Below are 13,855 nucleotides of genomic sequence, written 5' to 3'. Positions count from 1 at the left end.
GGCTCCGCCGCCTGTCAGGGCGGCCCGGTCGGCACGCACAGCACCGGTACCGGCGACAGGTGCAGCAGCTTGTGCGGCGTCGAGCCGAGGAGGGCGCCCCGGATCGGGCTGTCGCCCCAGGTGCCGACGATGATGACCCGCGCCCCGTGGCGCTCGGCGGCGTCCAGCAGGGCTTGGGCGGGCTTCTCGTCGGCCACCTCGACCGCCGAGGGGACTCCCGCCTCGTCGGCAGCCGCGACGGCCCGGGCCAGAGCGTTGCGGCCGGCCAGGCGGACGGCTTCGCGGTGGGCCCGGGACTCCTCCCCGACGGCGCCCGGCGCCGCGGCCCCGTAGACGAGGACCAGGGGCTCGCCGAAGGCGGCGGCGACCTCCAGGGCGACGCCCAGGGCCCGTTCCGCGCCGGGCGATTCGTCGTACCCCAGGACCACGGACATCGCGTACTCCTCCGTTCCTCGCACCGCTCAGGGAGACCGGCGGTGCCGGCCCGGGACGAGCGCCGGGTCGGCCACCCCGCGCCGCTCCTGCCAAAAACGTCCGTCCCTGACCCTCCAGAAGCACATGATCAGCACCCCGACGACGGCGATGCCGGTCCCGATGAGCAGCGGCGGGCTGATGCCCAGCCAGGCGACGCCCCCGGCCGAGTTCCCCGGCTGCGACATGTCGTTGACGGACTCCACCAGCAGCCAGGCCAGCAGTCCGGCGCCGACGACCGGGCCGAGCCCGATGAGCAGGAAGTTGCGCGGGCTCTCCAGCAGGTGGCGCCGGTAGTAGACGGCGCAGGCCAGGCCGGTGAGCGCGTAGTAGAAGGCGATGAGCAGCGAGAGCGCGGTCAGCGAGTCGAGGAGCGCGTTCTCGCTGATCTGGTTGACCGTGAGGTACCAGCCGATCGCGATGACGGCCACCCACCAGGTGCTCACGTCCGGGGTCCGGAACCGGGGGTGGATGCGCGCCAGTCCGTGCGGCAGCGCGTGCCGGCGGGCCATCGACAGGGCGGTGCGGGAGGCGGGGATGATCGTGGTCTGGGTGGAGGCGAGCGCGGAGGTGGAGACCGCGAGGAGCACCATCCAGTCCCAGCCGCCCATCACCTCGTGGGCGAGCACGGCGAAGATCGCTTCCTCCTGGCCCGCGTTCTGCGCCAGGAACGTGGTCCCCGCGTAGCCGACGACGGCGAACCCGACCGACAGGTAGGTCACCAGCAGCACGACCGTCGACCAGATGCCCGCCTTGCCGGGCGCGGTGGCGGAGTCCTCGACCTCCTCGGTCAGGTTGACGGCGGACTCCCAACCCCAGTAGATGAACACGCCGAGGAGCAGTCCGCCGGTGAGCGCGGCGCCGCCCGCTCCGAAGGGGTTGAGCCAGTCGACGGACGGCTCGATCGCGTCGAGGGTGCTGGTGCCGGCGTAGACGCGGTAGAGGGCGACCACCGCGAAGGCGAGGAGGAAGAACACCTGGGCCAGGATCAGCACGTCCTGGACCCGGGCGGACATCTCGGTGCCGATGACGCAGACGGCGGTCATGGCCAGGATCACGAGGGCGGCGAGGGTCTGGCGGACCGGTTCGTTCGCGGCCAGGCCGTCGAGGCCGACCGCGAGCAGCCCGAAGCGCACCGCGACGTCGGCGAGCGAACCGATGACGAGGACCCCGGTCATGGTGATCGCCCAGCCGCCGAGCCAGCCCGCCCAAGGGCCCATGGCCCGGGTCACCCAGGAGAACGTGGTCCCGCAGTCCTGGTCGACCTTGTTGAGGTAGTAGAAGGCGGCGGCGATCAGCAGCATCGGTACGAAGGAGGCCAGCATCACGCCCGGCGCGTAGATGCCGGCCACCGCGACGATCGGTCCGATCACGGCGGCCAGCGAATAGGCGGGCGAGGTGGAGTTCAGGCCGATGACGAGCGCTTCGAGGAAACCGATCGCGTCGGGCCTCAGCCCCGCCTCGGCCTCCTCGGTGCGCTGCCCGTCGCCGCCGCCCTTGCCGTCCTGCGCCATACACGCATGCTCGGGCACGCGGCGGCGGGGCGCGAGGCGGGAAGGGCGTGGCGGGAGCCCGCCGCGCCGGGTCTCAGGGGCGGGTGTTCCAGCCGGCGACGACCGGCAGGCCGTGTTCCGTGGACAGGACGCCGAGCGTGCCGGTGCGCAGCAGGAACAGGCGTCCCTCCTGAGGGGCGAGACCGAGGTAGCGGGCCGTCAGGACGCGCAGGAAGTGGCCGTGGGCCACCACGACGGCGTCGCCCCGGTCCTCGCGCAGGACCTTGTCGACGCGGGCCAGCGCGCGGTCCGCGCGGGCGCCGACCTGCTCGGCGTCCTCCCCGGGGTGCTCCGCGTCGCCCGGGGGGACCCCGTCGGTCCACAGCGACCAGTCGGGCCGGGTGCGCCGGATCTCGGCCGTGGTGATGCCCTCGTAGCCGCCGTAGTCCCATTCGTGCAGGTCGGGGTCGGTGACGCCGCCGCTCAGCCCGGCGAGTTCCGCGGTGGCCACGGCCCGGCGCATCGGGCTGGTCAGGACGAGGGCGGGACGGCGGTCCTGGAAGAACGGGGCGAGGGAGATGGCTTCCTCGACGCCGCGGGGGGTCAGCGGTACGTCGGTCAGGCCGGTGTGCCGCCCGCTGGCGCTCCAGGCCGTCTCACCGTGTCTCACCAGCAACAAGTCGCTCATCCCTGGACCTTAGACGGTCGGCCGCACCGATGGAGTGACCGCAGCGTGTCATGTACGCCACCGGGTGAGCGTGATCCGATGCGGAAACGATGCGACTTGGACGCGGCCCGGTCCGCTCGCCACGCTCGGTCCATGGACGACCTGATCCACGAACGGGCGCGGGCGGTCCGCCCGGACGGCGGGGCGGACCGGGACGATCCCGTGGCCGCCGGCTTCGCGGCGGGCGACGAACGCTCCATGGAGGCGGCGTACCGCCGCTGGCGGCCGCTGGTGCAGTCCCTGGCACGCCGCGCACTGGGCGACGAACGCGAGGCGGAGGACGTGACGCAGCAGGTGTTCCTCGCCGCCTGGCGCGGCCGGCACCACTACCGCCCCGGCCCCGGCGGCCTCGGGGCCTGGCTCACCGGCATCACCCGCCACAAGGTGGCCGACGCGCTGGAGGCCCGGACCCGGCGGAGCCGGGCCGCCTCGGCCGCCGCGCACGCGCTCCGCGAACGCGCCCGGTCCCCCGCCGCCCACGCCCCGCCGGAGCCCGAGCAGGCGCTGGACCGGCTGCTGGTGCTCGGCGAACTGGCCCGGCTGCCCCCGGCGCAGCGGCGCGTGATGTGGCTGGCGTTCTACGGGGACCTGACCCAGTCCCAGATCGCGGCGCGCACCGGGCTGCCGCTGGGTACCGTCAAGAGCCACATGCGCCGGGCGCTGCGGGTGCTGCGCCTCTCCCTCGGGGATCCGGCGCCCCCGTCACCAGCCGCTCGATGACGGCGAGGCCCGAGCGCAGGCCGAACAGCCGCTCGGTGCGCGGGCCGGTCGTGCCGGCGCCCCAGCCGGGACCCGCCAGCAGCAGCGCCGAATGCCCACGGGCGCCGTGCGGCCCCCATTCGATGCCGGCGACCGCCCTGGCGAGGGCGCGGTCAGCGGTCGCGGCCGACTGGGACCAGAGCACGGCGGCACGGGGGCCCGTACGGCGCACCGCTTCGCGCAGCGCTCCGGCGGGCAGGGCGGGGCCGAACATCAGCGTGGGCAGGCCCCGTTCCCCGAGGGCGGCGGTCAACGCCTCGATGGGCAGGCTGTGCTGCTCGTCCGGGGCGCAGGCCAGGAGCACGGGCGGCGCCTCGTACCGGCGGGGGGCGGGCCGCCGGCTGCGCAGGGCGCCGGAGACGTGCCAGGACAGCAGGTGCTCCACCTCTACGTAACGCTCCCCCGCGGAAGCCCACTTGCGGCCCACGGCGTGCAGGGTCGGCGCGATGACCTCCTCCCACGCCACGACCAGGCCGAGCTCCGCCAGCGCGGTGTCCAGCAGTCGCTCCACCGCCTGCGCGTCCAGTCGTACGGCGGCCCGCGCGAGCCCCCTGCATTCCGCCCGCACCTCCCCGAGCGGAAGGGCGGTGGACCCGCCCGGCGTCACGGTCGCCGCCCGGGCCGCCCCGGAGCCGCCGGGGGCTGCGTCCAGCGCGGCCCTGGCCGCCGCCGACGGGGGCACGCCCTGCGCGGTGAGCCGGCACATCAGCTCCAGGCGGGCGATGTCGGCGGGCGTCCAGCGGCGGTGCCGGCCGTCCTCGCGGCGGTCCGGGCCGATGGCGTACCGGCGCTCCCAGGACCGCAGGGTGGTCGGCGAGACCCCGAGGCGGCGGGCGACGGCGCCGGTGCTCAACGCTGCGGCGGGCAGCGGCGCGGAGTCGGCCGCGGGCACGGGGACGCGGGGCGGCACCGGGCCACCGGGCGGCTCGTGGTCGGGAGGCGGCACAGGATCCACCCCCTCACACTAGGACGCCGGAGCACCACGGGCGGGTCACCCGATGCCCCTCCCCTGCCGGAAACGGGCGAGTCCCTCGGCGAGTTCCACCACCGGCTCGGGATAGTCGTACCGGGCCCGTTCCGCCGCGGGCAGCCGCCACGGTTCGTGCACCCGGGGCGCGGGCAGTCCCGCCAGTTCCGGCACCCACCGGTGCACGTAGGCACCCTCGGGGTCGTAGCGCAGTCCTTGGCGGACCGGGTTCAGGACGCGGCCCGGCCGGGTGTCGGTGCCCGTGCCGGCGACCCACTGCCAGTTCATCTGGTTGTTGGCCAGGTCCCCGTCCACGAGCAGGTCCAGGAAGTGGCGGGCGCCGACGCGCCAGTCCACGTACAGGGTCTTGGCGAGGAAGCTCGCGGCCAGCAGCCGGCCCCTGTTGTGCATCCACCCCTCGTGGCGCAGCTGGCGCATCGCCGCGTCGACGACGGGGTAGCCCGTACGGCCCTCCTTCCACGCCTGGATCTCCTCCCCCGCCTCGGGGCCGGTGCGCCAGCGGTCGTGCCGGGTGCGGTAGTCGCGGGTGGCCGCGTCGGGGCGGGCGGCGAGCACCTGGTGGTGGAAGTCGCGCCAGCACAGCTGCCGGACGAAGGCCTCGGCGCCGGGGCCCTCGGCCGCGCGGGCGCGGTGGACGGCCTCGGCGGCCGAGAGGGTGCCGAAGTGCAGGTGGGGGGAGAGGCGGGAGGTGGCGTCACCCGCCAGGTCGTCGTGGACCTCGTGGTAACGGTCGACGCCCTCGCGCAGCCAGGCGCCCAGCAACCGGCGGGCCTCGCGCTCGCCGCCGCGCGCCAGGCCCGGGGAGACACCGGTGACGGCGGAGCGCTCGGGCAGCGGTTCCGAGCGCGGGGACGCGGGGACCCTGATCACGCGGGGGGCGGCGGTGACGGCACGAGGCGGCAGTTCGGTCCAGCGGCGCAGGTAGGGGGTGAAGACGGCGAAGTGGTCGGAGGCCGAGGGCCGCAGCGCGCCGGGCGCCACCGCCGTCACCACCATGTCGTGCACGTACAGGCGCCGGCCCTCGGCTTCCAGGGCGGTGCGGAGCCGCTCCTCGCGGGCGTGGGCGTAGGCGCTCACCCCGGCCGCCATGTGCACCTCGTCGGCGTCCGTCTCCCGTACGAGCGCGAGCACTTCCCCGACGGCGTCACCCGAGCGGATCACCAGGCGGCCGCCGCGCTCGCGCAGCGCGGCGTCGAGCCCCGCCAGGCAGTCGGCGAGGAAGGCCCGGCGGTTGGGCGCGGTGAACCCGGACTCCTCGATGCCCCGGTCGCGGACGAAGAGCGGTACCACCTGGTCGCAGGAGGACAGGGCGGCACGCAACGGCGGATGGTCGTGCACGCGCAGGTCGGAGGTGTACAGGACCACCGCGATGTTCATGGGTTCTCGCTCCGGGTCAGGGCTGTGGGGTGCTGCTCGCACCGGGTACTTCGGCGGCGGGCCGCGCAGCGGATGCGCCCTGCGGGGCATCGCGTTCCAGCCGCTCCGCGGCCTTGGCGATGTTGCGCGCCATCCCGCCGAACACCACGGCATGGAAGGGGGACACGCTCCACCAGTACAGGTGGCCGAGCAGCCCGTGCGGGTGGAACAGGGCGCGCTGGCGGAAGCGTGCGCGGCGGCGGTCCGCCGGATCGGGGTCGGCGTACAGCTCCAGCCAGGCCAGGCCGGGCAGCCGCATCTCGGCGCGCAGCCGCAGCAGCGCCCCGGGTTCGATCTCCTCCACCCGCCAGAAGTCGAGGCTGTCGCCCACCCGGAGCGTGGCGGCGTCCCGGCGGCCGCGCCGGATCCCGACCCCGCCGACCAGCCGGTCGAGCCAGCCCCGTACCGCCCAGGCGAGCGGGAAGGAGTACCAGCCGTTGTCCCCGCCGATGCCCTCCACCACCCGCCACAGCGCGGCGGGCGAGGCGGCGACCGGCAGCTCCCGTCGGTCGGTGTAGAGGCTGCCGCCGGCCCAGTCGGGGTCGGTGGGCAGCGGGTCGCTGGGGGCGCCGGGGACACCGGCGGAGGACCAGCGGGTGGTCACCTTGGCGTCCCGCACCCGCTGGAGGGCGAGGACCAGGGCCTGGTCGAAGCCGAGCGGCGCCCCGGGCGGATCGGGGACGTGGGCGGCGATGTCGTGCTCGTGGCAGACCACCTCGTGCCGCAGCGACTCGGCGAGCGGCCGGGCCAGCGCCCTCGGGACGGGGGTGACCAGGCCGATCCAGTGGCTGGAGAGGCCCGGGGTGAGCATCGGGACCCGCATGATGAGCCGTTTGGGGAGCTCCGCGACCTCCGCGTAGCGGCGCATCATCTGCTCGTAGGTGACCACGTCCGGGCCGCCGATGTCGAAGGCGCGGTTGATCTCGGGCGGCATGCCGGCGCTGCCGACGAGGTAGCGCAGCACGTCGCGGACGGCGATGGGCTGGCAGCGCGTGCCGACCCAGCTGGGGGTGACCATCACGGGCAGCCGCTCGGTCAGGTAGCGCAGCATCTCGAAGGAGGCGGAGCCGGAGCCGATGATGACGGCCGCGCGCAGGACGGTGGCCGGTACGGCGGAGCCGAGGAAGATCTCGCCGACCTCGGCGCGGGAGCGCAGGTGCGGGGAGAGTTCCCGCAGCGGGATGCCTTCGGGGGTGAGGCCGCCGAGGTAGACGATGCGGCGGACCCCGGCCGCCCGTGCCTGTTCCGCGAAGACGCGGGCGGCCCCGCGGTCGCGGTCCTCGAAGCCGGAGCCCGAGCCGAGGGCGTGCACGAGGTAGTAGGCGACGTCGATGTCGCGCATCGCCTCGGCTACCGATCCGGGGTCGGTGACGTCGCCGCGCACGACCTCGGCGCGGCCCGCCCAGGGGTGGTCGCGCAGCTTCTGCGGCGTGCGGGCCAGGCAGCGCACCCGGTGACCGGCGTCGAGGAGCGCGGGCACCAGCCGCCCGCCGATGTAGCCGGTGGCCCCGGTGACCAGGCAGCGCGTCGCCGCCACGTCCGTCATCGCTGTCCCGTCATGGCGTTTCTCCGCTCTCGTCCCCCGTCCAGGATTCCGCACGGGTTCGCGCTCGGCATTTCCGTGGGGGATTCCGCGCGGCGGACGCGTCCGGATGCACCGTGGGCGGCACGGCTGCTCCGGCGGAACGCGTACGAGGCCCATCCGGAGCGTTTTCGGCTCCGAAGCAGCCTCCGGAAGGAGGACACGATGACGCAGCGAGGAGGACCGAGGCGGCGTACGGCTGTCATCGGCGCGGGTGTCTCGGGGCTGACGGCGGCCTACGTGCTGGCGCGCTCGCACGAGGTGACCGTGTACGAGGCCGACGACCGGCTGGGCGGCCACGCCCACACCCACGAGGTGACGGGCCCGGACGGCCGCGTACGCGGGGTGGATTCCGGGTTCATCGTGCACAACGACCGTACCTACCCCCATCTGCTGCGGCTGTTCGGGGAGCTGGGCGTGGCCACCCGGGCGACCACGATGAGCCTTTCGGTGCAGTGCGAGGGCTGTGGGCTGGAGTACGCGGGCACGCGCGGACCGCGTGGTCCGGCGGGCCGGCCGAGGTCGGCGGCATGGCCCGGCTACCTGCGGATGCTGGCGCAGGTGCCGCTGTTCCGCCGGCAGGCGCGGCTGCTGCTGGCGACTCCCGCCGTCTCGGCGGAGGTGACCCTGGGGGACTTCCTGCGGGAGTGCGGCTTCGGGCCCTACTTCACCGCCCACTTCGCGATCCCGCTGGTGGCGTCGGTGTGGTCCTGTCCGCCGCGTACGGCGCTGCGCTACCCCGCCCGGTACCTGTTCCGCTTCCTGGCCCACCACGGGATGCTCGCGGTGGGCGGTCCGGTGGACGGCTCGGCGCGCTGGCGCACGGTCGAGGGCGGTTCGGCGCGCTACGTCGAGCGGGTGCGGGAGCGGCTGGGTGCCGGCGCGGTCCGTGCGGGCACTCCCGTGCGGGCGCTCGCGCGCACCCCGGAGGGGGTCCGCGTCAGCACCGCCGACGGCACCGTCACCTACGACTCGGTGGTCGTCGCCGTCCACGCCGATCAGGCGCTGCGGCTGCTGGCCGACCCGACGGACGCCGAGCGGGCGGTGCTCGGCGCCTTCCTCTACTCCCGCGACCGGACGGTGCTGCACACCGACGCCTCGGTGCTGCCGCGCTCGGCCGCGGCGCGGGGCTGCTGGAACTTCCGGTTGTCCGGCTGCGACCCGTACGACGCGCGGGTCCTCGTCAGCTACGACATGAACCGTCTGCAGGGGCTCGACGCGCCGCAGCGGTACGTGGTGACCCTCAACGCGGACGACCGGGTGCGGCCGGGGCTGGTGCTGGCGGAGATGGCCTACGAACACCCCGTGTTCACCCCGGAGTCGGTGGTCGCCCAGCGGCTGCTGCCCGCCCTGTCGGGTCCGGTGACGGCCTTCGCGGGGGCGTACCACGGGTGGGGGTTCCACGAGGACGGCTGCCGCTCGGGCGTGGAGGCTGCCGCCGCGCTCGGGGTGTCCTGGTGAGGGCGGTGGTGTACGAGGCCGAGATCCGGCACGTGCGGTCCGGGGAGCGGGCGTACGCGCTGCGCCACCGGACGTACCTGTGGCTGGTGGACCTCGACGAACTTCCCCGCTTCCCCGCGCCGTTTCGCTTCCTCGCCCGGTTCGAGGCGCGGGACCACTTCGGTGGCCGGTCGCCGACCATCCGGGCCGGGCTGGAGCGGTTCCTCGCCGCGCGCGGCGCCGGGCTCCCGCCCGGCTCCCGGGTGTTGATGCTCGCCCACGCCCGGGTGCTGGGGCTCGTCTTCAACCCGCTGTCCGTGTACTGGTGCCACGGCCCGGACGGGTCCCTGCGGCAGGTCGTCGCCGAGCTGCACAACACGTACGGCGAGCGGCACTGCTACCTCCTCGGGCCGCAGGCCGCCCAGGGCACGGCCCGGGTGGCCAAGGAGTTCTACGCCTCCCCCTTCCTGGATGTCGACGGCGACTACCGGATGCGGCTCCCGGTGCCGGGCGAGCACCTCGCCCTCGGCGTGTGTCTTTCGGGCGGGGCGGACGGTGCCCGGCTGACGGCTACGGTGCGGGGCCGGCGCCGGACGTCCGGCCTAGCGGGGCTGCTGCGGGCGTCGCTGCGCCACCCCTGGCCCACCGCCGCCGTTGCGGTGGCCATCCGCCACCACCGCGTCCGGCTGTGGCTGCGGGGGCTGCCGGTACGCCCGCGGCCCCGTCACGATCCGCAGGAGGGGCTGAGGTGAGTACAGTCGCGGCATGGCGGTGGACGAGCTCGACACCCGGATCCTGCGCCTGCTGATCGAGCAGCCGCGCACCAGCGTGCGCGAGTACGCGCGGCTGCTGGGCGTGGCGCGCGGCACCTTGCAGGCCCGGCTCGACCGGCTGGAGCGCACCGGGGTGATCACCGGGACGGGCCCGGTCCTCTCCCCCGCCGCGCTCGGCCATCCCGTGCTGGCCTTCGTCCACATCGAAGTCACCCAGGGGCACCTGGACGAGGTGGGGGACGCGCTCGCCGCGGTACCCGAGATCATCGAGGCGTTCTCGATCACCGGCGGCGGGGACCTGCTGACCCGGGTGGCGGCCCGCGACAACGCGCACCTGGAGGACGTCATCCAGGGCCTCATCCGACTTCCGGGCGTCGTCCGGACCCGTACCGAGGTCGCTCTGCGCGAGCGGGTTCCGCACCGGCTGCTGCCCCTGGTCGAAGCGGTGGGAAGAGCAGCGTCCAAACCCTGACAAACTGGTCGGGACACGCACACGACCGGCAGGACGGGCTGAACGGAATGCTTTCCGTCATATTCGATCTCGATGGCACCCTCGTGGACAGCGAGCCGAACTACTACGAGTCCGGGCGTCGCACCCTGGAACGGCACGGCGTACCCGACTTCACCTGGGAACAGCACTCCCCTTTCATCGGCATCGGGACGATGGAGACGCTGGAGGTCCTCAAGGAGCGGTACGGGCTGCGCGCGCCGGTCGCGCGGCTGCTCGCGGAGCAGAACGCCGCCTATCTGGAGCTGGCCCGTACGGGGACCGAGGCGTTCCCCGAGATGCGCAGGTTCGTGGAGCGGCTGCACGCCGACGGGGTTGCGATGGCGGTCGCGTCCGGCTCCTCGCGGGAGGCGATCGAGGCCGTGCTGGCCGGGACCGGTCTGGACGCCCTGTTGAGCGTCACGGTCTCCGCCGAGGAGGTGCCGCGCGGGAAGCCCGCCCCCGACGTGTTCCTGGAGGCGGCCCGCCGGCTCGGCGCGGACCCCGCCGACTGCGTGGTCGTCGAGGACGCGGCACCGGGTGCGGAGGCCGCTCGCGCAGCGGGAATGGAGTGCCTGGCGATCCCCTCCGTCGCCGCCACCGCCACCCACCCCGCCTTCGCCTCGGCCGGCCTCCTGTTCCGGGGCGGACCGGCGGCCTTCGACGTGGAGACCGCCTACGAATGGCTCGGCGAACACAGGGCGGCCTGACGTCTGGGCCTGTGGGGGAAGAGGGCGGCCCGGTCCGCGGTTGGTAGAACCGTGAACGACTTTGCGGAGCGGGACCCGGCAGCGGTGGACGTGGTGATCATCGGCGCCGGGCAGGCGGGTCTGTCCGGCGCGTACCACCTGGCCCGGGCGGGCATCGGCCACGTCGTCCTGGACCACTCGCCGGGCCCGGGCGGCGCCTGGCAGTTCCGCTGGCCCTCGCTGACGTACGGCAAGGTGCACGGCATGCACGCGCTGCCCGGCATGGAGCTGACGGGCGCCGACCCGCTGCGGCCGTCGTCGGAGGTCATCGAGGAGTACTTCGCCGCCTACGAGGAGCGCTTCGGGCTGCGCGTGCTCCGGCCCGTGGACGTCACGGCCGTACGGGACGGCTCGGACGGGCGGCTGCTGGTGGAGTCCGCGACCGGCGACCGGTGGTCGGCCCGGGCCCTGGTCAACGCCACGGGTACCTGGGACCGGCCGTTCTGGCCCCGCTACCGGGGACAGGAGACCTTCCGGGGCCGCCAGCTGCACACCGCGGACTACCCGGGACCGGCCGCGTTCGCCGGGGCCCGCGTGGTGGTCGTGGGCGGTGGCACCTCGGCGGTGCAGCACCTGCTGGAGATTTCCGAGGTGGCGGCGGGGACCACCTGGGTGACACGCCGCCCTCCGGTGTTCCGCGACTCCCGTTTCGGCGAAGCCGAGGGCCGGGCGGCGGTGGCCATGGTGGAGGAGCGGGTGCGCCGGGGTCTGCCCCCGCAGAGCGTGGTCAGTGTGACCGGGCTGGCGCTGAACGACGCCGTACGGGCCGGGCTGGATTCGGGAGTGTTGGAGCGCAGGCCGATGTTCGACCGCATCACCCCGACCGGAGTCGGCTGGGCCGACGGGCGGAGCGTCGACGCCGATGTGATCCTGTGGGCCACCGGCTTCCGGGCGGCCGTCGACCACCTGGCGCCGCTGCGCCTGCGGGAACCGGGCGGCGGCATCCGGCTCGAAGGCACCCGGGCGGTCCGCGACGAGCGGATCCATCTGGTGGGCTACGGCCCTTCGGCCTCCACCATCGGTGCCAACCGGGCGGGCGGCGCGGCCGTCCGCGAGATCCGCCGCCTGCTGGCCCGCGAACCCTCCGGCACTCCGGCGATGGCCGGGGCCGTGGCCTCCTGACCGGCCTGCTCGCCGCCGGCCGGCCGCGGCGCCGACTCGGCGTCCCGGTCCCGGCGGACGAGGGCGGCGTAGCGGCCCTCCGCGGCGAGGAGTTCCTCGTGGGTGCCGCGTTCGGCTATGCGCCCGGCGTCCAGGACGACGATCTGGTCGGCGTCGCGCACGGTGGAGAGCCGGTGCGCGATCGTGATGGTGGTGCGGCCCGCGGACAGCTTGTCGATGGCCTGCTGCACCGCGTGCTCCGTACGCGTGTCGAGCGCGCTGGTCGCTTCGTCGAGGATCAGGACCGGCGGGTCGCGCAGGATGGTGCGGGCGATGGCCAGGCGCTGCTTCTCCCCGCCGGAGAACCGGTAGCCGCGCTCGCCGACCAGCGTGTCGTATCCGTCCGGCAGGGACTCGATGTGGTCGTGGATCTGGGCGGCGCGGGCGGCCTCGGCTATCTCCTCGTCGGTCGCGTCGGGCTTGGCGAAGCGCAGGTTGTCGGCGACCGAGGCGTGGAAGAGGTAGGTCTCCTGGGAGACCACGCCGATGGACCGGGCCAGCGAGTCGAAGTCGAGGTCGCGGACATCGATTCCGTCCAGGGCGACCCGGCCGCCGGTGACGTCGTAGAGGCGGGGCACCAGGTAGCTGAGGGTGCTCTTGCCCGATCCGGTGGGTCCGACCACGGCGAGTGAGCCGCCGGCGGGGACGGTCAGGTCGATACCGGTCAGCGTGGGGCCGTTCTTGCCGTCGTAGGCGAAGTGCACGTCCTCAAGCCGGATCTCGCCCTTCGCCCGGCCGATCCGCACCGCGTCCTCGCGCTCGGTGATGTCCACCGGCAGGTCGAGGTATTCGAAGATGCGGGCGAACAGGGCGAGCGAGGTCTGTATCTGCACACCGGTCGACAGCAGGCTCACCGTGGGCCGGAACAGTCCCTGCTGGAGGGTGACGAAGGCGACGAGGGTGCCCACGGACAGCGACGGCGCGCCGGCCTGGAGGGCTATGCCCGCGGCCCAGTAGATCAGTGCGGGCATGGCGGCCATCACGATGCCGATGGTGGACATCCGCCAGCGCCCGGCCATGCTGGAGCGCACTTCCAGGCCGACCAGTTTCTCGGACTCCTCCGAGAAGGACCGGGTCAGGGAGTCCGCGCGGCCCATGGTGCGGCCGAGGAGGATGCCGCTGACCGAGAGCGACTCGGTGACGGTGGCGGCCATGGCCGCCATCTGCTTCTGCCGCTGGGTGGTGATCTTCTTGCGCTCGCGCCCGACCCGCCGGCTGATCCACACGAAGACGGGCAGCAGGAGGAGCGAGACGAGGGTCAGCCGCCAGTCGAGGGCGAGCATGGCGACGACGGAGGCGATCACCGCCGTGAGGTTGGAGACGAGGGAGGTCGCGGTGGAGGTGACGGTGGCCTGCATCCCGCCGATGTCGTTGGCTATCCGGGACTGGACCTCGCCCGTACGGGTGCGGGTGAAGAAGGCGAGCGGCATGCGCTGGAGCTGGGCGTAGACGGCGGTGCGCAGGTCGTGCATCACGCGCTGGCCGACGGTGGTGGAGATCAGGGTCTGGAGCACGCCGAACACGCTGGTGACCACGGCGGTGAGGATCATGCCGAGGGCGAGCAGGCTCAGCAGGCCCGTCCGCCCCTGGGGGATCGCCACGTCGAGGATTTCCTTGAGCAGGAACGGCGAGGCGACGGCGACCAGCGAGGAGGCGCCGACCAGCGCACCGACCGCCGCGAGGCGCCCGCGGTAGGGCCGGAACAGACCCATGATGCGGCGCAACTGGCGCGGCTGCTCCGCCGGGACGGGGCGACTGGGATCGAGGGATTCTTTGGACGGCGTCCATTCGGGCTCTTTGGGGCGCATG

Annotated in this window: 12 protein-coding genes and 1 pseudogene; 6 read left to right on the top strand and 7 right to left on the bottom strand. The window is 74.2% G+C overall.

Annotated features, from left to right (window positions below; genetic code table 11):
- Positions 1–14 precede the first annotated feature (14 nt).
- From ACIA6C_RS11105 to ACIA6C_RS11095, 3 genes are all read right to left on the bottom strand, one after another.
- A complete protein-coding gene (locus tag ACIA6C_RS11105) occupies positions 15–434 on the bottom strand; it encodes a universal stress protein (RefSeq protein ID WP_399274615.1) in 420 nt (139 codons plus the stop codon).
- A gap of 27 nt (positions 435–461) precedes the next feature.
- Positions 462–1,985, bottom strand: coding sequence for an APC family permease (locus ACIA6C_RS11100; protein WP_399274613.1), 1,524 nt, complete (start codon positions 1,983–1,985; stop codon positions 462–464).
- Positions 1,986–2,058: 73 nt separating this feature from the next.
- Positions 2,059–2,652, bottom strand: a complete 594-nt coding sequence (locus tag ACIA6C_RS11095) for a histidine phosphatase family protein (protein WP_361137440.1) — start codon at positions 2,650–2,652, stop codon at positions 2,059–2,061.
- Positions 2,653–2,784: 132 nt separating this feature from the next.
- On the opposite strand from ACIA6C_RS11095, the gene ACIA6C_RS11090 reads away from it, so the two are divergent.
- Positions 2,785–3,411 (top strand): RNA polymerase sigma factor, encoded by a 627-nt coding sequence (locus ACIA6C_RS11090; RefSeq protein WP_399274611.1) that lies wholly within the window; start codon positions 2,785–2,787, stop codon positions 3,409–3,411.
- Here the strand turns inward: ACIA6C_RS11090 and ACIA6C_RS11085 are convergent.
- The 3 genes from ACIA6C_RS11085 to ACIA6C_RS11075 all read right to left on the bottom strand — a co-directional run bounded on the left by ACIA6C_RS11085 (position 3,329) and on the right by ACIA6C_RS11075 (position 7,400).
- Complete coding sequence (locus tag ACIA6C_RS11085) at positions 3,329–4,360, bottom strand: MerR family transcriptional regulator (protein WP_399276176.1); 1,032 nt, start codon at positions 4,358–4,360, stop codon at positions 3,329–3,331. The genes ACIA6C_RS11090 and ACIA6C_RS11085 overlap by 83 nt on opposite strands.
- Positions 4,361–4,441: 81 nt before the next feature.
- A complete protein-coding gene (locus ACIA6C_RS11080; RefSeq protein ID WP_399274609.1) occupies positions 4,442–5,815 on the bottom strand; it encodes a cryptochrome/photolyase family protein in 1,374 nt (457 codons plus the stop codon).
- A gap of 16 nt (positions 5,816–5,831) precedes the next feature.
- Positions 5,832–7,400, bottom strand: coding sequence for an SDR family oxidoreductase (locus ACIA6C_RS11075; RefSeq protein ID WP_399274607.1), 1,569 nt, complete (start codon positions 7,398–7,400; stop codon positions 5,832–5,834).
- A gap of 201 nt (positions 7,401–7,601) precedes the next feature.
- On the opposite strand from ACIA6C_RS11075, the gene ACIA6C_RS11070 reads away from it, so the two are divergent.
- The 5 genes and pseudogenes from ACIA6C_RS11070 to ACIA6C_RS11050 all read left to right on the top strand — a co-directional run.
- A complete protein-coding gene (locus ACIA6C_RS11070) occupies positions 7,602–8,897 on the top strand; it encodes an NAD(P)/FAD-dependent oxidoreductase (RefSeq protein ID WP_399274605.1) in 1,296 nt (431 codons plus the stop codon).
- A complete protein-coding gene (locus ACIA6C_RS11065) occupies positions 8,891–9,628 on the top strand; it encodes a DUF1365 domain-containing protein (protein ID WP_399276174.1) in 738 nt (245 codons plus the stop codon). Before ACIA6C_RS11070 ends, ACIA6C_RS11065 begins: the two co-directional genes overlap by 7 nt.
- 13 nt (positions 9,629–9,641) lie before the next feature.
- Positions 9,642–10,121: an Lrp/AsnC family transcriptional regulator gene (locus ACIA6C_RS11060; RefSeq protein WP_361137445.1), complete on the top strand. Its 480-nt coding sequence runs from the start codon at positions 9,642–9,644 to the stop codon at positions 10,119–10,121.
- A 47-nt stretch (positions 10,122–10,168) separates the two neighbouring features.
- Positions 10,169–10,846, top strand: coding sequence for an HAD family hydrolase (locus ACIA6C_RS11055; protein ID WP_399274602.1), 678 nt, complete (start codon positions 10,169–10,171; stop codon positions 10,844–10,846).
- 51 nt (positions 10,847–10,897) lie between these two features.
- Positions 10,898–11,977 (top strand): annotated as a pseudogene (locus ACIA6C_RS11050) (NAD(P)-binding domain-containing protein); the annotation flags it as partial.
- On the opposite strand, the gene ACIA6C_RS11045 reads toward ACIA6C_RS11050, so the two are convergent.
- Positions 11,881–13,854: an ABC transporter ATP-binding protein gene (locus ACIA6C_RS11045; RefSeq protein WP_399274600.1), complete on the bottom strand. Its 1,974-nt coding sequence runs from the start codon at positions 13,852–13,854 to the stop codon at positions 11,881–11,883. The pseudogene ACIA6C_RS11050 and the gene ACIA6C_RS11045 sit on opposite strands and share 97 nt — an antisense overlap.
- Position 13,855: the final 1 nt, after the last annotated feature.

Source organism: Streptomyces sp. NPDC051578, from assembly GCF_044454045.1.
Classification (GTDB): Bacteria; Actinomycetota; Actinomycetes; order Streptomycetales; family Streptomycetaceae; genus Streptomyces.
This window is presented reverse-complemented; position numbering and strand designations above follow the sequence as displayed.